The sequence below is a fragment of the Serratia sp. 22278 genome (assembly GCF_052045405.1).
Classification (GTDB): domain Bacteria; phylum Pseudomonadota; class Gammaproteobacteria; order Enterobacterales; family Enterobacteriaceae; genus Serratia; species Serratia marcescens.
On record NZ_JBQEOW010000002.1, the window covers coordinates 362826 to 380424 of the forward strand.

At 63.1% G+C, this 17599-nt stretch carries 17 protein-coding genes; 8 read left to right on the forward strand and 9 right to left on the reverse strand.

Features of this window, described 5'->3' with window-relative positions:
- Nucleotides 1-14 precede the first annotated feature (14 nt).
- Nucleotides 15-1205 (forward strand): YjgN family protein, encoded by a 1191-nt coding sequence (locus ACTJJ6_RS06370; RefSeq protein WP_049299438.1) that lies wholly within the window; start codon nucleotides 15-17, stop codon nucleotides 1203-1205.
- Nucleotides 1206-1212: 7 nt separating this feature from the next.
- On the forward strand, nucleotides 1213-2250 hold the full coding sequence (locus tag ACTJJ6_RS06375) for a M48 family metallopeptidase (RefSeq protein ID WP_116403656.1): 1038 nt from the start codon (nucleotides 1213-1215) through the stop codon (nucleotides 2248-2250).
- A 46-nt stretch (nucleotides 2251-2296) separates the two neighbouring features.
- On the opposite strand, the gene gpmA is transcribed toward ACTJJ6_RS06375, so the two are convergent.
- The 9 genes from gpmA to modE form a co-directional block, all read right to left on the reverse strand.
- A complete protein-coding gene (gpmA, locus tag ACTJJ6_RS06380) occupies nucleotides 2297-3049 on the reverse strand; it encodes a 2,3-diphosphoglycerate-dependent phosphoglycerate mutase (protein WP_004939834.1) in 753 nt (250 codons plus the stop codon).
- A gap of 216 nt (nucleotides 3050-3265) precedes the next feature.
- Nucleotides 3266-3613: a PsiF family protein gene (locus tag ACTJJ6_RS06385; RefSeq protein ID WP_033633898.1), complete on the reverse strand. Its 348-nt coding sequence runs from the start codon at nucleotides 3611-3613 to the stop codon at nucleotides 3266-3268.
- A 197-nt stretch (nucleotides 3614-3810) separates the two neighbouring features.
- A complete protein-coding gene (gene galM, locus ACTJJ6_RS06390; protein WP_440801484.1) occupies nucleotides 3811-4854 on the reverse strand; it encodes a galactose-1-epimerase in 1044 nt (347 codons plus the stop codon).
- Nucleotides 4848-5999 (reverse strand): galactokinase, encoded by a 1152-nt coding sequence (gene galK, locus ACTJJ6_RS06395; protein WP_021504595.1) that lies wholly within the window; start codon nucleotides 5997-5999, stop codon nucleotides 4848-4850. The genes galM and galK overlap by 7 nt, the downstream gene beginning before the upstream one ends.
- On the reverse strand, nucleotides 5996-7048 hold the full coding sequence (gene galT / locus ACTJJ6_RS06400; RefSeq protein ID WP_143778698.1) for a galactose-1-phosphate uridylyltransferase: 1053 nt from the start codon (nucleotides 7046-7048) through the stop codon (nucleotides 5996-5998). The genes galK and galT overlap by 4 nt, the downstream gene beginning before the upstream one ends.
- A 285-nt stretch (nucleotides 7049-7333) precedes the next feature.
- Entirely contained in the window at nucleotides 7334-8152 is an 819-nt protein-coding gene (locus tag ACTJJ6_RS06405; protein ID WP_049299443.1) for a CPBP family intramembrane glutamic endopeptidase, read from the reverse strand.
- 166 nt (nucleotides 8153-8318) lie between these two features.
- Complete coding sequence (locus ACTJJ6_RS06410; protein WP_016928708.1) at nucleotides 8319-8891, reverse strand: cysteine hydrolase family protein; 573 nt, start codon at nucleotides 8889-8891, stop codon at nucleotides 8319-8321.
- 94 nt (nucleotides 8892-8985) lie between these two features.
- Nucleotides 8986-10473 (reverse strand): molybdate ABC transporter ATP-binding protein ModF, encoded by a 1488-nt coding sequence (gene modF / locus ACTJJ6_RS06415; protein ID WP_033641473.1) that lies wholly within the window; start codon nucleotides 10471-10473, stop codon nucleotides 8986-8988.
- A 90-nt stretch (nucleotides 10474-10563) separates the two neighbouring features.
- Nucleotides 10564-11355: a molybdenum-dependent transcriptional regulator gene (gene modE, locus ACTJJ6_RS06420; RefSeq protein WP_033641058.1), complete on the reverse strand. Its 792-nt coding sequence runs from the start codon at nucleotides 11353-11355 to the stop codon at nucleotides 10564-10566.
- 188 nt (nucleotides 11356-11543) lie between these two features.
- On the opposite strand from modE, the gene ACTJJ6_RS06425 reads away from it, so the two are divergent.
- The 6 genes from ACTJJ6_RS06425 to ACTJJ6_RS06450 all read left to right on the forward strand — a co-directional run bounded on the left by ACTJJ6_RS06425 (nucleotide 11544) and on the right by ACTJJ6_RS06450 (nucleotide 17568).
- The gene (locus ACTJJ6_RS06425) at nucleotides 11544-13703 is read left to right on the forward strand and encodes a TonB-dependent receptor (RefSeq protein ID WP_440801488.1); all 2160 of its coding nucleotides are present in this window, start codon (nucleotides 11544-11546) and stop codon (nucleotides 13701-13703) included.
- Nucleotides 13704-13707: 4 nt separating this feature from the next.
- The gene (locus ACTJJ6_RS06430; protein ID WP_421085755.1) at nucleotides 13708-14703 is read left to right on the forward strand and encodes an ABC transporter substrate-binding protein; all 996 of its coding nucleotides are present in this window, start codon (nucleotides 13708-13710) and stop codon (nucleotides 14701-14703) included.
- Nucleotide 14704: 1 nt separating this feature from the next.
- A complete protein-coding gene (locus ACTJJ6_RS06435; protein WP_197758176.1) occupies nucleotides 14705-15460 on the forward strand; it encodes a class I SAM-dependent methyltransferase in 756 nt (251 codons plus the stop codon).
- Between the two features lies 1 nt (nucleotide 15461).
- The gene (locus ACTJJ6_RS06440; protein ID WP_115436360.1) at nucleotides 15462-16487 is read left to right on the forward strand and encodes a FecCD family ABC transporter permease; all 1026 of its coding nucleotides are present in this window, start codon (nucleotides 15462-15464) and stop codon (nucleotides 16485-16487) included.
- The gene (locus ACTJJ6_RS06445; protein ID WP_016928700.1) at nucleotides 16484-17272 is read left to right on the forward strand and encodes an ABC transporter ATP-binding protein; all 789 of its coding nucleotides are present in this window, start codon (nucleotides 16484-16486) and stop codon (nucleotides 17270-17272) included. The genes ACTJJ6_RS06440 and ACTJJ6_RS06445 overlap by 4 nt, the downstream gene beginning before the upstream one ends.
- Nucleotides 17273-17418: 146 nt before the next feature.
- Nucleotides 17419-17568 (forward strand): AcrZ family multidrug efflux pump-associated protein, encoded by a 150-nt coding sequence (locus ACTJJ6_RS06450; protein WP_004939813.1) that lies wholly within the window; start codon nucleotides 17419-17421, stop codon nucleotides 17566-17568.
- Nucleotides 17569-17599 lie beyond the last annotated feature (31 nt).

Below are 17599 nucleotides of genomic sequence, written 5' to 3' on the forward strand. Positions count from 1 at the left end.
AGGATGAAAGAATTATGACAAACAATACCTCGCAGTCGCTGGGGCTGCACCGGATTAAATTCCATGGGAAAGGTGGTGAGTACTTCGCTATTTGGTTAGTCAATGCATTATTGACCGCCCTGACCCTGGGCATCTATTCCGCCTGGGCGACGGTGCGCCGTCGCCGCTATTTTTACGGCAACACGGAATTGGACGGCGATCGTTTCGACTACCATGCACAACCGCTGCAAATTCTGAAAGGGCGGCTGTTGGTGATCGGCGGCATCATCGTGTTTTATATCTTGCTGATGATAACACCCCTGCTGGGGCTGCTGGCTTTGCTGGTGTTGCTTGCCCTGCTGCCGTGGATCGTTATCCGCAGCTGGCGCTACAATGCGATTATGTCGAGCTATCGCGGCGTGCGTTTTAATTATGTCTGCCGCACCGGGCGCGCCTATTGGGCTTTACTGTTCTGCCCGTTATTGCTGATTATCGGGCTGTATGTCGGTCTGATCATCTTGCTCGGCATTGGCAGCGGTCTTGGCAGCATCAACGCCATCGCTTTTATGCTGGTGCTGACGCTGATTTTGGCCGTGCCGGCATTTGCGGCGGTAAACGGCATTATTAGCGCACTGCAGCATGATTTGTACGTTAATAACCTGTTTTTCGGAAAGACACCGTTTATTGCCGAACTGAAGAAATCGGCCTTTATCAAATTTGCCTTGATTGGCCTGCTCATATTCCTGCCGTTCATGTTGGTCGCGCTGGTGTGCATCGGTTCGTTCTTCCTTACCCTCTATCAGATGGTGTTGATGGGCATGTTAACCAATGAAGCCATTGATGTGCTGGTGCTGGATAATATCAGCAGCCTTCTGCTGATGATGGTGGTGCTGCTAATTGGCGCGCTGGTGGCCAGCAGCTACCAGGTCGTTGCCCAGCGCAACTATCTGTTTAACCAGGCAAGGCTGAACGGCGACATCAAGCTGCATTCCTCAATGAAAACGCTGCCGTATATGGGATTGTTGATCACCAATACCCTGATTACCCTGTTCTCGCTCGGTTTGGCGGCGCCGGTGGCGGAAGTGCGTCATGCCCGTTATCTGGCGGCCTGCACGGCGGTTGAAGGCGATCTGGCGCTGCTGGACATTACGGCGCATCAGGAAACCGCCAACAGCGCGGTGGCCGAAGAAGCGCTGCAGGCGCTGGATCTGGGCGGCAACTTCTGAGGCGCCGATGATCCTTGAAGGCGCTTATCAGTTGCCGGGACGGGCCGCACGTGAGGCGGCTCGTCTGCTGGTGAACGAAAGCGGCGAAGGCGTGACGTTGCAGCGGCAGGATGAACAGCGTTACATCCCGCTGACGGACATCACCGTTTCTGCCGCGCTGGGCAATATTCCGCTGACGCTCACCTTCAAGGGCGGCGGGCGCTTTGTGCCTGACGACGACGCGGCCTTTCGCCGCTGGTTCTATCAACGCCGTTCGCCGGGGTGGGTGCATCGCCTGGAACGCCATAAACGCGGCGTCGCCCTGGCGCTGCTGATGACGCTGCTGGCGGTAGTGGCTTACGTTTACGTGGTGCTGCCGTGGGCGAGCAGCGAGATCGCCATGCGCGTCCCCACCTCGGTGGAACAGACGCTGGGCGAACATACGCAGACGTTTTTGGACCAGAGCGGCTTCGCGCCCTCCGCACTGCCGGCCGAACGGCAACGGGCGCTGCAGCAGTTGTTCCGGCAGGTGATGCCGGCCGAGATGCGCCAGGAGCGCACGCCGCTCTCGCTGAAGCTGATGGCGGCGCCCGGTGCGCCGAACGCCTTTATGTTGCCGGACGGCACGCTGGTGCTCAGCGACAGCCTGGTCACCTTGTCAAAAAACGACGATGGCTTGGCGGCGGTGATGCTGCATGAGATGGGGCATCACGCCCATCGTCACCCGATGCGCATGTTGGTGCGTTCGTCACTGGTGGCGTTGACGCTGATGTGGATGACGGGTGACGTCAGCGGCATCGGCGACACGCTGCTGCAGTCCGCATCCTTCGTGAATGAGATGCAGTTTTCTCGCGGGATGGAGCGTGAGGCGGATGCGTTTGCGATAGCGGAAATGCAGCGCCAGGGGCGTTCGTTGGCGGAAATGGCGGCGATCTACCGCGCGTTGGCGCAGGCGCCTGAACGAGAAAAGGCCGATGACTGGGCGCTGCCTGCCTGGCTCAGCACCCATCCGGCGATGCAGGAACGGCTGGACGCGGTGAACGAGGCGATGGCGCAGCAGCAATAAAAAAGCCCCCGGTGAAAACCGGGGGCTTTTTCGTGAACGGGCGAAATTACTTCGCTTTACCCTGGTTCGCTACGGCCGCCGCTTTTGCTGCGATCTCGTCGGCGTTACCCAGGTAGTAACGTTTGGTTGGTTTGAAGTTCTCGTCGAACTCATACACCAACGGCACGCCGGTTGGGATGTTCAGCTCGAGGATTTCATCTTCGCTCAGGTTATCCAGGTATTTCACCAGCGCGCGCAGGGAGTTGCCGTGCGCCGCAACGATCACGCGCTCGCCGCTCTTGATGCGTGGCAGGATCTCTTCGTCCCAGTAAGGGATAACGCGATCGATGGTCAGCGCCAGGCTTTCGGTCAGCGGCAGCTCTTGCTCGGTCAGCGAAGCGTAGCGCGGATCGTGGCCAGGGTAACGTTCGTCTTCTTTGGTCAGCTCAGGTGGGGTCACCGCAAAGCCGCGACGCCATTGTTTCACCTGCTCGTCGCCGTATTTTTCCGCGGTTTCCGCTTTGTTCAGACCCTGCAGCGCGCCGTAGTGACGTTCGTTCAGCTTCCAGGATTTTTCGGTTGGCAACCAGGCCTGATCCAGCTCGTCGAGGATGTTCCACAGGGTGTGGATCGCGCGCTTCAGTACGGAGGTGTAAGCGAAGTCGAAAGTGAAACCTTCTTCTTTCAACAGCTTGCCTGCTGCTTTCGCTTCGGTGCGGCCCTTGTCGGACAGATCAACATCATACCAACCGGTGAAGCGGTTTTCTTGGTTCCACTGGCTTTCGCCGTGACGCACCAGAACCAGCTTAGTTACAGCCATAGCTTAACTCCTTAATAATCTGACATTTCAATGATAACGAAAATCATTATATTGCCGCGGGCCGGGGCTCGGCAATCGATAGTGTCTAACCATAGCCAATTTCTTGCCGCAAAGTAAGGGCTGGCGAAAGGAAAAAGCTGAATCGTTCAGGCTGAGGCGGAAGGGGGAGAAACGGCGCGTCGGAATCGCTCCGGACGCGCCGTGGCAGAGGGGAAATCAGGCCGATTTTTTCAGGCAGTTGCTCATGAAGGTTTTACGCGCGTCGCCCTTCAGATCCTTGGTCTTGGCGTCGGCATTGCAGCTTTTCATTTTCTGCTGCTGCGGCGTCAGGGTTTTGCCGGACGCAGCGGTGCCTTCGGACTTCAGGCAGGTGCTCATAAAGGTGGAGCGATCGGCGCCTTTCAGCGACTTGGTGGATGCCTGCTGGTTGCAATCGGTCATGCGTTTCTGTTGGGCCGCCTGCGCCGGCGAAGGCGTTTTCGTCGCCGTCGTCGCGTCGGCCGCCATCAGATTGGTGCTCAGCATTAAGCCCGCCAGCAATGGAAGTGCAGTAATCAGACGCATAGGTGTTCCTTCAGCTATTGATTGGCCGCCATCGGCCGAAAATTGTGACGTTGCACAAGGCGTTGTGCTTATCACGGTAGCCTGAGTGTAGTGCGCGCTTTGGAATAAGGGAAGGTGGGCGCCGGTGGGGGGATGGCGCTAAAAGGTAAGCATTTATAACAAATTGCCCCCGGCCGCACGGCGAGGGGCGTAGCGGGTCAGATAGGATAAAACTGATAATGCGTGGCGCTGCGGTAGCGGCTCCCCGGTTGCAGCCAACAGTCCGGCTGCGGCCACTCGGGATGGTGCGGGCTGTCCGGCAAAAACTCGCTCTCCAGCGCCACGCCGGCATGGTTGGCGTAGCTGCCGCCATCGCGCGCCGGCGTGCCGGCCAGATAATTGCCGCTGTAGAGCTGCAGCGCAGGCGCGTCGGTGAACACGCTCATTTGCACTTGCCCGTCGGCGGACCACAAATGCGCCGCCGGGCTCTCCAGCGCCCCGCAGGTACGATGCAGCAGAAAGGCGTGATCGTAGCCTTGCACCCGCTGCTGGTCGCGATCGCGCAGGAAATCCTGCAGCAGCGTTTTCGGCTGACGAAAATCCATGCCGCTGCCGTCCACCGGCGTCAGATCGGCGCAGGGAATGCCCTCGGCGTCGACAGGCAGGTAGCGATCGGCGAACAGCTGCAACCGTTGGGCGCGGGCGTCGGTGCCGGCGCCGTCCAGATTGAAATAGGCGTGGTTGGTCAGATTGACCGGGCAGGGGCGATCGACCTGCGCCAGATAGTTGATTTCCAGGCGATTATCCGAGGTCAGGCGGTAACAAACCTGCACGTCGAGATTGCCGGGGAAACCCTGATCGCCCTCCGCCGAATGCAGCGCATAGCAGACCTGCTGCGCATCATGCTGCACCCGGCGCCAGCGGCGGGCATGAAAACCGTCGGGGCCACCGTGCAGCTGATGGGCGCCCTGATTGGCGGCCAGCGCATGGGTTTTCCCGCCGATGGGCAGACTGGCGTTGGCGATGCGGTTGGCGTAACGGCCGACGGTGGCGCCCAGATAGGCGCCCTGACGTGGGTAGTCCGCCGGGCTGCGGCAGCCGAGCAGCAGTTCGCGCTTTTCACCGGATTTGAGCGGCAAGACGGCGGACAGCCAGGTGGCGCCCCAGTCCATCAGCGTCACCGTCATGCCGTCGGCGTTTTGCAGCAGTGTCAGCTGGTAAGGTTGCCCATCGGGCGCCGCTTCCGTGCTCACCGTCAGCATGGGCCGGCCCCCTGCGAAGCCTGGCAGACATAGAAGGTTTCCTGCAATCCGCCGGTTTGCCGCGGATACTCGTGCGCCACGGCGGCACGCACTGTCTCCACGAGATCCTGCGGCATCAGCGCGACGATGCAGCCGCCAAAGCCGCCGCCGGTCATGCGCACGCCACCGCGCGGGCCGATCGTCGCTTTGACGATCTCGACCAACCGATCGATCGGCGGCACGGTGATTTCAAAGTCATCGCGCATCGAGGCGTGGGATTCCGCCATCAGCCGGCCCATGCGCTGCAGGTCGCCGGCCGCCAGCGCGTCGGCCGCCGCCAGCGTGCGGGCGTTCTCGCTGATGACGTGCCGCGCGCGTTTGGCCACCAACGGATCCAACTGATGTTGACGCGCTGCAAATTGTTCGGGGCTGACGTCGCGCAGCGCCTTGACGCCGAAGAATCGCGCCGCTTCTTCGCACTGTGTGCGGCGGGTGTTGTACTCGCTGTCCACCAGCCCGCGCTGCACATTGGAGTTGACGATCACCACCGCGACGTTGTCCGGCATCGGCACCGCACGGGTTTCCAGCGAGCGGCAGTCGATCAGCAGAGCGCTGTCGCGCCGGCCGAGCGCGGAGATCAACTGGTCCATGATGCCGCAGTTGCAGCCGACGAACTGGTTCTCCGCCTCCTGGCCGTTCAGCGCCAGCGCCACGCCGTCCAGCGGCAGCTGATAGAGCGCCTGCAGCGCCTGGCCCACCGCCACCTCCAGCGCGGCGGAGGAGCTGAGCCCCGCCCCTTGCGGCACATTGCCGGCGATCACCAGATCCGCGCCGCCGAAGTCGGCGTTGCGGCGCTGAAGATGTTTCACCACGCCGCGCACATAGTCGGACCAGCGCTGATCGGGGTGGCTGACGATCGGCTCGTCGAGCGAGAATTGATCCTGCTGATTCTGATAATCGGCGGCCAGCACGCGGATCTGGCGGTCGTCGCGCTTGGCGCAGGCGATGACGGTTTGGTAATCGATGGCGCAGGGCAGCACGAAGCCGTCGTTGTAATCGGTATGCTCGCCGATCAGGTTCACCCGCCCCGGCGCCTGGATGGTCAACGCCGGCGCGTAGCCGAAGTGCTCGGTAAACAGGGAATGGGTAAGCGGTTTCAGGCTCATGCTTGGGCTCCGGCTTCACGGTAATGAATATCGCTGACGGCGCGCAGACGCTCTGCGGCCTGTTCGGCTGTCAGGTCGCGCTGGGTTTCCGCCAGCATCTCGTAACCGACCATAAATTTGCGCACGCTGGCTGAACGCAGCAGCGGCGGATAGAAATGGGCGTGCAGCTGCCAGTGCCGGTTGTCGGCGCCGTTGAACGGCGCGCCGTGCCATCCCATCGAATAGGGGAAGGAACACTGGAACAGGTTGTCGTAGCGGCTGGTCAGCTTCTTCAGCGCCAGCGCCAGATCGCTGCTCTGCGCCGCGCCGAGTTCGGTGATGCGCTGCACCGCCGTTTTCGGCAGCAGCAGCGTTTCAAACGGCCAGGCGGCCCAGTAGGGCACCACCGCCAGCCAGTGTTCGGTGTTCACCACGATGCGTTCGCCTGCGGCCAGCTCGCGCTGTGCATAATCCAGCAGCAGCGGGGAGGCATATTCCCGGAAATAGTCGTGCTGCAGGCGATCTTCGCGTTCGGCCTCGTTCGGCAGAAAACTGTTGGCCCAGACCTGCCCGTGCGGGTGCGGGTTGGAGCAGCCCATCGCCGCGCCTTTGTTTTCGAACAGCTGTACCCAGGGGTAGTGCTTGCCCAGCTCATCGGTTTGCGCCTGCCAGGCGGCGACCACCTGCTCCAGCGCCGGCAGCGTCAGTTCGGGCAGGGTCTTGCTGTGATCGGGAGAGAAGCAGATCACCCGGCTGACGCCGCGCGCGCTCTGGCTGCGCATCAGCGGATCCTGGCTGTTGGGCGCCGGCGGCGTATCGCTCATCAGCGCGGCGAAATCGTTGGTGAAAACATAGGTACCGCGATAATCCGGATTGCGATCGCCGGTGACGCGCGCGTTGCCCGGGCACAGGAAACAGTCGGGATCGTGCGCCGGCAGCGTTTCTGTGGGGACGGCCTCCTGCTGGCCCTGCCAGGGGCGCTTGGCGCGGTGCGGTGAGACCAGCACCCACTGGCCGCTCAGCGGATTGTAGCGGCGGTGCGGATGATCGATAGGGTTAAATTCCGTCATACGGTTCCTTTCTTGGCGCCGACGAAAGTGTAATCGCTTCCAATTACCGTCTTGAGACGCCCGTTGCTGAACAGGGAGAGGCTGTTGCGCAGAAAGATAGCACGCCCGCGGCGGTAAAAAGGTGATCTAACGCGAAAAATGGAATCGTTTACACTTCATTGCAAAGCGCAGGAGGGGCGAAGAAAAGCAGGCGGCAACGTGATTGAGGGCATTGCGGTGAAGTGCCGGTGATAGCGTTTTCACCCGACCAGCCGGCAGAGAGGGGCTCTCTGCCGGCTTCAGCCGTTAAGAATGCTGGTACAGCGGATAGGTGAAGAACAGCAGATGGGTCAGATTAAGCCCGAAATGGAACAGAATCGGCACCCACAGACGGCCGCTCCACATCCACGCCATGCCGTAGATCACCCCGGCGAGGGTCGCGAAGATCACCATCAGCGTACCGCCCGCCAGATGCGCGGCGCCGAACACCAGGGAGGCGACGATCAGCGCCGGCCAGGCGCCCAGCCACTGGCTGAGGCGCTGTTGCAGGTAGCCGCGAAACAGCGCTTCCTCGGCCATGCAGACAAAGAACAGGTTCGCCATCACGAAAGGCAGGATCCAGGCGGGCGCATGCCACTCAATTTTTAAGCCGCCCAGCGCGACGGCCAGCAGCAACAGCGCCGGCACGGCCAGCAGCAGCGCAATCCAGCCCGCTCTGCTGGCGTTGCCGCCGCGTTCGGCGGAAAACAGCGTGGGCAAGCAGGCGAACAGCAGGAAGGGCACCATCGCCTTATCGAAGTTGTAATACATGGTGAACGGCGCGCTGAGCGGACCGGCTTTTTCGCCGTCGATCATCAGTTGATTGTGGATGCCGGGCACCAGGTGCAAGAACAGCGCCACGCAGCCGGCGACCACCAGCCCTTCGAGCGCAATCGCCAGATTACGCTGCGCGCGAAAATGGTGGCGCAACCCCGCCAGCGCTACGATCGCCAGCAGATAACTCAGGCTGAGCGGCGTCAGTACCCCATGATAAAGCCCCATGCCCGCCGAGGCGGCCAGGATCACCCAGGCTATCAGCCGATTAAACGGCAAGAAAAATAACGAAGCAGCCAGTACGCCCCACATGATATGTCCCTTTAAATATGTACACGGCGCTCAGCGCCTTTGCGGCGTGCGATGATGGCAAAATTGAGCGCTAGAGCGGATAGTAGCACACCAGGATGACGCTAAAGGTCGGGGCAGTGATGCATTTATGCATGATGCCGGCCCACACGACCGGCGGCGAGGAGGGTTAGCCTTTCATCCATGCCTGCGAACGGGTGATTTCGGCCAGGTTTTGCAGGGTATCCAGGCTCTGCTGGTGGATCTCCTGCGTGGGGGCCGCGCACAGATCGTGCAGCACGGTCACCTGAAAGCCGGCGTCGTGCGCCTGCCGCGCGGTGCTCTCGATGGCGAGCGGCGTGCTGATGCCCGCCAGCAGCAGATGGTGGCACCGATGTTGCCGCAGCCAGGCTAACAAATTGTTACCGGAGAAAGCGCTGACTGCCGTTTTTTCAAACTGCAGATCGGTCTCTTCCTGATGCAGTTCGGGCATCCAGCGGCAGCCCGGGCCATTTAGCCGCAGCGCGCCGATCTGCTTGAGATGGTTGAACAGCGGCGAATGGGGCGGGATGTCATGATAATCGTCGGCGAATCCCACCCGCACCCAAATCACCGGGATTTTTCGCACCCGGGCATAGGCCGCGGCGGCATTGACGTTGGCAAGCAGGTGGGTCGTCATCACCTGTTCGCGGCAGTGGTTGGCGCGCCCTTTGGGCCCGATCAGATCTTCGATCAGGTCGATGATAATCAACGCAGCGGACATGGCGTCTCCAAAAATGGCCTTCTTCCTTTCTATGATAAAAGGCCAAATGTGATGTGCTGCGGTGAAGTGTTGCCGGATATGTTTACGCCGCGTTTCAGGCGGAGGCCGCCTCCAGCCGTTGCTGTTGGTAACCATAGCCGCCTTCGCCGTCGGGCACGAAGCTGAGGCGGTGAGTGATGCACTGCGGCGCATCTTCGGCATGGTGCGAGACGAACAGCAACTGGGTGGCGCCCTGGCCGATCAGCACGTCGATAAAGCGGCGCACCAGCTGGCGATTGAGCGGATCCAGCCCCTGCAGCGGCTCGTCGAGGATCAGCAGCGCCGGGTGTTTCACCAGCGCGCGGGCGATCAGCGCCAGCCGCTGTTGGCCCCAGGAAAGGCTGTGGAACGGGGCGTCACCGCGCGCGCCGTTGAGCCCGAGCAGCGCCAGCCATTGCTCTGTCAGCTGCCGCTGACGATCCGAGACCGCCTGATAAATGCCGATCGAATCGAAGAACCCTGACAGCACCACGTTGCGCACGCTGGTGTTGACGCGATAATCCAGATGCAGGCTGCTGCTGACGTAGCCGATATGGCGTTTGATTTCCCAGATGGTTTCCCCGCTGCCGCGGCGGCGGCCGAACAGCGTCAGATCGTTGCTGTAGCCCTGTGGATGATCGCCGGTGATCAAGCTGAGCAGCGTGGATTTGCCGGCGCCGTTCGGGCCGACGATCTGCCAGTGCTCGCCGGGGTTAACCTGCCAGTCGAGATGATTGAGGATCGGCCGATCGTTATAGCTGACCACGCCGTCGCGCAGGACGATCAGCGGCCGATCCGCCGGCAGGGCCACTTTTTGCGTCGGATCCTCGGTTTCCGGCAGCGCCAGCCCGCTGAGGTTTTCGCTGTGCGCCAACTGCGCCACCAGCGCGTCCGCCATTACCTGGCTGCGCGGCCCGCGGCTGGTCAGGGTGCAGTCCGCCAGCACGCCCACCTGGCGGACAAAATCCGGTATTTCGTCGAACCGGTTGAGCACCAGCACCACGGTTTGGCCCTGGGCGGAAAGCTCGCTCAGCAACGCGGCGAGCTGCGCGCGCGAGTGCACGTCCAGCCCGTCGAAGGGTTCGTCGAGGATCAGCAGGTCGGGCTCGGGCATCAGCGCCCGGCACAGCAGGGTCTTGCGCGTTTCGCCGGTGGAGAGGTATTTGAAGCGGCGCGTCAGCAGGGCGGTGATGCCGAACTGCGCGGCCAGCCGCTCACAGCGCGCGGCGTCTTTCACCTCTTCCTGAATGATCTCCGCCGCGGTGCGGCCGGTGTCGTCTTCGTCCGCGCTGAGCAGATCGGTGTTGTTGCGTTGCCACTCGTCGCTGACCATTTTTTGCAGCTGTTCGAAGGAGATGCGCACCGCGTGCTGAAAGTCGCTGCGGCGCTCGCCGCTCAACAGAACCAGTTCGTCGGCCAGCGCGCGCGCCAGGGCGGATTTGCCGCTGCCGTTGGCGCCGACGAAGGCCCAGCTGTCGCCGGCCTGGATCGCCAGTGCATCCAACGTCAGGGTGCGGGTATCGCTTAAGCGGAATGAACCTTGCGAAATATGCAACGACGACATCACCTGTTCCTTTTTTTGCAATTATTTGCCTTAGAAATAGGCGTATTGCAGGGGGATGTCAATCAACAAAAATGCAACGTTACGTTGCGCTTAACACAACGTGGCGACAATCACGTGGTCGGCGTTGAACAGGGCGTGTACGGCGGCGCCGACGCTCAGCTGCAGGCGCTGCAACTCCGCCGTCGTCAGCGTGGCGCACAGGGTTTCGCCCCCCGCCAGCGTCACCAGCACCTCGCTGTGTTCGGCGCCCGGCTGAATGCCGGCCACCACGCCCGCCAGCGCGTTATCCGCGTCGGCATGTTCCGCCGTCTCGACGCTTAACCGCACCCAGGGCGCCTTGATCAGCGCCAGCACCTCTTTGCCCGGCGTCAGTTGCAGCCGGTCGGCGCTTTGCTGGGTGATGGCCGCCGTCAGGCGAGTGCTGCCGTCGTTCAACAAGATCGCCAGATGCTGCTGCACCTGCTGATGATCGCGCTCGATGACGGTGCCGAAAAATTGATTGCGCGCGCTGGTTTGCAGCGAGAAGCGCGAGATGGCCGCCAGCAGACTGTCGAGCGGCAGATCGTCCTGCTGCAACACGTCGAAGGCCTTTTGCTGCACCTGGCCCAGCAGGTCATACAGCTGGATCAGCCGTTGGCCGTAGTGCGTCAGCTGCGCGCCGCCGCCGCCTTTTCCGCCGGTGGCGCGGTCCACCACCGTGTGTTCCGCCAGTTGGTTCATCTCATTGATGGCGTCCCAGGCGCTTTTGTAGCTGATGCCCGCCAGTTTGGCGCCCTGGCTGATGGAGCCGGTGTGCTGTACCTGTTTCAGCAGCGCGATGCGGCGCGGATCGGCGAACAGCTTTTGCTGGAGTTTGAGAGTCAGAAGAATTTCGGCCTGCATAGCGCATCCTGTCGGCGGCAAAAATCTTATTGTCGCCGATTTGGCGACAAAGCGCCAAACGCAGTGCGCTGGAGAGCGGGGTAATAAAGACTGGCATTGCTTTATTGTTATAATATAACATAACAGAAAAACAATAAGGCTTTACGCCGGCTGCGGCCGGTTTTTATTTCACCACAGGGATGCACCACATGAGTACGACACGCCGGCGTCTTGGCACGCCCAGAAAATCTTTATGCCTTGCCGCCTGGGTCGGCGGCGCACTGACGGCGCCGCTGGCTTTCGCCGCCGACTGCGATAAAGCCCGCAATGCCACGGGATGTGAAGAACATCTCACCGTGGAGGCGGCGGCCTCCGCCGGGCGTTACGATGCGTTGAACGCCCTGAGCCGCAGCGCGTCACAGCTCGGGCTGAGCGCTCGGGAGACGCCGCGCAGCGTCGATATCATCCGCGCGCGGGCGATCCAACAGCGGGGCGATCGCTCGCTGGCCGCCGCCGTCGAACGCGCCACCGGTCTGTCCGGCGTCGCTTCGCCAACGTTGTCCAACAACTTTTCCGCGCGCGGTTTTCGGCCGATCGCCTGGCTGTATAACGGCGTAGAGATGCCCGGCAGCACGCTGCAGCTGGGCGATCCGGCGCATTACGACAGCATCGAGGTGCTGCGCGGGCCGGGGTCGGCATTGAACGGACTGAGCGCCGCAGGCGGCAGCGTCAACCTGATCTCGCGGCGGCCGACCTTCAGCCGCCAGCCGGTTGAACTCGACTATGGCTTCGGCAGCTACCGCAGCCAGCGTCTGCATCTGGGGGCCGGCGGCGCGCTGGTGGACGATGCGGTGGCGTACCGGTTAGACGTCAGTGGCAACGACAGCGGCAGCAACGTGCAGTATGAACGCGATCGGCAGAAGCGGGTTTCCGGCTCGCTGCTGTTTAAATTGACGGACGATGCGTTGCTGACGCTGAGCCTGGACCGCATGCTCAACCGCACCAACAACCCTTACTACGGCACGCCGCTGCTGCATGGGCGCATTGCCGGCGAGCTGCGCGACATCAATTACAACAACCTGACCGACAGCCGCATCCAGAGCAACGCCACCGCGTTTCAGACCAGTCTGGACTGGTTTATGACGCCCGAAGTGGAGTGGCATAACCAATTCTATTACTACAGCGGCTTTCGCGAATGGCGCAACGTCGAACGTTTCCGCGTCGCGGCGGCGGCTCGGCCCGGCGACGTCAACCGCGACTCTTTCGGCGCTCTGGCGCACGACGACGATCTGATCGGCAACCGCAGTTCGCTGGTGTTCGATCGCGTTATCGCCGGTTTCGATAACCGGTTGCTGGTCGGCTTCGATCTGAGCAAGCGGCATTTTCAGTACTACTCCAACGGTTTCCCCGGCTCCGAGGACGTGCCGCTCGGCGCGCCGCCCAGAGAACCGTTCGCTCAGGGCACCGCCAGTCAACGCGCGCCGGTGCGCCACGTTACTCAGAATCAGTACGCCGCTTTTCTTGAAGATCGCTTCAGCCTGACCGAGCGTTTAGCGTTGCTGGGCCAACTGCGCTACAACCATATGGACATGGACTGGCGCTTCCAGGGGCCGCAGGAAGACAGCCGCGCGCGCACCTATGTTTTCAGCACCTGGAGCCTGGGCCCCAGCTATGCGCTGACCGATAACCTCACGCTTTACGCCAACTACACCACCGGCCAGGAGCCGGGCAACGATCTGTTCTTCCTCAGCCCGACGCAGACCGATCTGCCGCTGACGCGAGCGCGCCAGTGGGAGGCCGGCGCCAAAGGGCAATTTTGGGATCACAAGGGCGAGGCGACGCTGGCGCTGTATGAACTGCGCAAGGACAACCTGTTTGTGCCCGATGCGCAGCGGCCGGATGCATTGAACGCGGTAGGCAGGCAGACGTCGCGCGGCATCGAGCTTGGCGTGGTGCTGCGTCCCGACGATCGTTGGGAGCTGGCCGGCAACGCCGCCTATACGCACGCCCGCTACGACGACTATCGCGGCGGCAGCCCGCTGCGCAGCTACAACGGCAATCGCCCGGCCTATATCCCGGACTGGACCGCCAACCTCAGCGTGCATTATCAGGCGACGGAACGTTTGGGGCTGGCTTCTTCGCTGCGCTATGTCGGCAGCAGTTACAACGACGACGCCAACCAGCGCAAGATGCGCGCGTACACCACGCTTGATCTGGCGGCGGATTATCAGCTGACGCCGATCGTCGATGTCGGTTTCCGCATTCGCAACGCCACCAACCAGCTGTACGCCTATCAGCGCACCTACCCGGATCAGGCGCTGATCGCGCCGCCGCGCAGTTATGAAACCTTCGTGTCGGTCAGGTTCTGACGTCGTGAAACGTTCGCTTTACCTGTTGTTGTGCGCCCTGGGATTGGGCTGGGGCGTGCCGCTGCACGCCTATGCCGTCAGCCTGCACAATTGCGGGGCAATGCGCGATTACCCGCAGCCGCCGCAGCGGGTGCTGGTCTACGCCAATCCGGCGCTGGAAAACCTGCTGGCGCTGGGGCTGGCTGGCCGTGCGATCGGCGTGGTCGGGTATGACCGCACGCGGGATCCCGCGCCGACGGCGTCGGCCGATACGCTGCGGGCGCCCGCCGGCCCGGCGCCGCCCACGGCGGAAGCGTTGCTGCTGATGCGGCCGGATTTTGTCTATTCGGCCAGCTATTACTGGCTGCACAGCCCGGAAACGCCCGATCGGGCGCGGTTGGCGGAATGGGGCATCGACACTTATCTCTCCCCCGGCGCCTGCAGCGGCCAGCAAAGCGCGATCGCCGCCGCGCTGACGTTCGAAGACATTTTCACCGAGCTGCGGGAGCTGGCGCGCATTTTTAACGCTGGCCGCGCCGGTGAAGCGCTGATCGCGCGGCTGCGCGAGCAGCTGAAGGCGCTCGAACCGCAGCGCGCGCCATTGCCGCATCGGCGTCTGCTGTGGTGGTATGCCGGCACGCAGACGCCCTACGTGGCGGGTTGCTGCGGCGCGCCAGGTTTGCTGAGCCGCAGCGTCGGCAGCGAGAACCTGTTCGGCGATCTGCCCGAGCTGTGGCCGACGGTATCCTGGGAGATTATCGCCGCCCGCGATCCGGATGCGATCGTGCTTGGCGATCTGCCGCGCGGCGGCTTCGGGGACAGCGCGGCCGACAAGATCGCCTTTCTGGAGCATCACCCGCTGACCGCTACGCTGCGCGCCGTACGTCAGCGGCACTACGTGATCCTCCCCGGTTACGACATGGACCCTTCCGCCCGCACCGTGGCGGCGCTGGGCCGTTTGATTCGGGGCCTGGCGGCCTTGCCGCCGCAGACTCCGACGCTTTCCAACAAGGAACCTTGATATGACTGCCGTTTCATTCTCTTCGCTGCTGGACTCCTGGGATCGCCAGCAGGCGGCTTACATCGCCGAACGCGAAGCGCGTTTTAACGCCCAGCTGGACGTGCTGGCGCTGGCCGTCGGCCAGGATTTTCACGTGCTGGATCTGGCCTGTGGCCCGGGATCGCTGAGCCTGCGTATTTTGCAGCGCTTTCCGCAGGCCAGGGTGACCGCCATCGATCTCGATCCGCTGCTGCTGGCGGTGGCGCGCGGCGCGCTGGCGGCGTACGGCGATCGGATCCGCATTCTGCAGGCCGATCTGGCGGATCCTGCCTGTTTTTCCGTGCTGTCCGGCCCCACGCCGCAGGCGGCGGTGTCCAGCACGGCGCTGCACTGGCTGATGCCGGAGCAGCAGCTGGCGTTGTACCGTAACGTCGCCGGGCTGCTGGCCGCCGGCGGCGTATTCCTCAATGCCGATCATCAGCGCTATGACCACCGTCAGCCACGGCTGAAAGCGTTGGCCGAACGGCACGACGAGCAGACCCAACAGCGCGCCTGGGACAGCGGCGTTGAGGATTGGGATCGTTGGTTCGCCGGCGCTCTGCAATCGCCGGCCTTGGCCGCTTATCAGGCCGAGCGCGAAGCGCTGTTCGCCGGCCGGCCGGTACCGCCGCCGACGCCGGTGGATTTCCAGCTCGCGGCCCTCAGACAAGCCGGTTTCAGCGAGGCGGGGACGGTATGGCAACTGTTGGACGACTATGTGATCGCAGGCTGGAAATAGCATGAGCCGGCGGTTACTGCCCGGCCGTGAGGCCGGCGGGTTGTTGCTGCTGGCGGCGGCGCTGCCGCTGGCCCTGCTGGGCGCCACCTTGTCGGGGCCCGCGCCGATCGCGTGGCACGACGCCTGGCGCATCGTGCTCGGCGTCAGCGGCGGTGCGCAGACCGATACCGAGGTGTATCAGCGCATCATCTGGTCGCTGCGGATGCCGCGCGCGCTGCTGGCGGCGCTGGCCGGTGCCGGGCTGGCGCTGGCGGGCACCGTGCTGCAGTCGCTGACCCGCAACCCGCTGGCCGATCCCTGGGTGCTGGGGATCTCCTCCGGCGCCGGCGTGGGGGCGGTGACGGTGTTGGTGTTGGGGCTGGGGGGCGGCCTGTTGTCGGTGTCCGGCGGGGCGTTTATCGGCGCGCTGGCGGCGTTTGCATTGGTGATGCTGCTGGCCGGACGTTCGCTGGAGGGGGAGTCCACGCTGTTTATTCTGGCCGGGGTGGCGGTGACGCAACTGCTCTCCGCGCTGACTTCGCTGATCACCCTTTGGCAGGCGGACGCCAACGCCACGCGCGGCGTGATGTTCTGGCTGCTGGGATCGTTCAGCGACGCGCGCTGGCCGCAGGTCGGGCTGTGCGGGCTGGCGCTGGTGGCGACGCTGCTGCTTTGCTGGCTGCGGGCGGGCGAACTGGACGCGCTGGCGTTTGGCGGCGTGACCGCCGCTTCGCTGGGGGTGGCGGTGGCCCCGCTGAAGCTGCTGCTGTATGTGGTGACCACCGCGCTGACGGCGGCGATCGTCGCGTTCAGCGGCGCGGTGGGGTTTATCGGGCTGACGGTGCCGCATGTCGCCCGGCGGCTGGTGGGCTCGCGGCATCGGCTGCTGTTGCCGGCCAGCGCGTTGTGCGGCGCCCTGTTCGCCGTGGCGGCGGACACGCTGGCCAGAACGCTGTTTGCGCCGCGCGAGCTGCCGGTCGGCGTGCTGACGGCGCTGCTGGGGGTGCCGATATTCCTGCTGTTGCTGTATCGAAAGGTCAATGCATGACGATTGAAAAAGCGCGATCCGGCCTGTGCGCCGAAGCGGTGAGCTGGCGAGCGGGGGCGCGCACGGTGCTGGAAAATCTCAGTTTCTGCGCCTTGCCCGGTGAGATCACCGGCGTGCTCGGCGTCAACGGCAGCGGTAAATCGACGCTGCTTAAGCTGCTGGCCGGGCTGCAGCCCGCCGCCGGCGGCCGCGTTTGGCTGGAAGGGCGCGAAATCGCCGCATTTTCCGGACGGGAACGCGCCAGACGCATCGCTTTTCTCGAGCAATCCGCCCCCGGCGCCTTCGCGCTGCCGGTGAAGGAGGCGGTATTGTTGGGGCGTCTGGCCCATGTCGGCCGCTGGCGTGGTTTTGGTTCCGAGGATCGCCGCCTCGCCGGGCAGGCGATGGAGCAAGTGGGCATCAGCCACCTGGCCGATCGCGATTGGCAGCGGCTGTCCGGCGGTGAACGGCAGCGGGTGCATCTGGCGCGCGCGCTGGCGCAGCAAACGCCGTGGCTGCTGCTGGACGAACCCGCCAATCATCTGGATATCGCCCATCAGCAGCAGTTTATGGCCTTGCTGCGGCGGCTGAAACTCAGCGTGGTGGTGACGCTGCACGATCTGAATCTGGCGGCCTGTTATTGCGATCGGATCGCGCTGCTGCAGCGGGGCGGGATCGGTGCGGCAGGCGCGCCGCGGCAGGCGCTGACGCCGGAGAACATTCACGCGGTATATGGTGTGGAGGCCAAGCTGGCGGCGCCCGCCGGCTATGCGCCGCCGTTGATCTATTACCCCGCGCCGGGATGAGGGAGGCTGAAAGGGCACGTTTGGCCGATCACAATTTCGCCTCGCTGGCTAAAATAACTCCGGTTTTAGCGATTTTTTTGGGTTAGAATAACCCGATATGCGGTGAAAGGCATTTGCCGCTCAATGGGCAGTTAAGCGAGGCTATCATGTTGGAATTATTGAAAAGTCTGTTGTTCGCCGTGGTGATGGTGCCGGTGGTCATGGCGCTCATTCTCGGCCTGATCTACGGTTTTGGCGAAGTGTTCAACGTCTTCTCCAAAGTGGGCCGTTCGAAAGAAAACCGCACCCAGCACTGACCGTTCCCCATCCCGATACCCGCCGGCATCC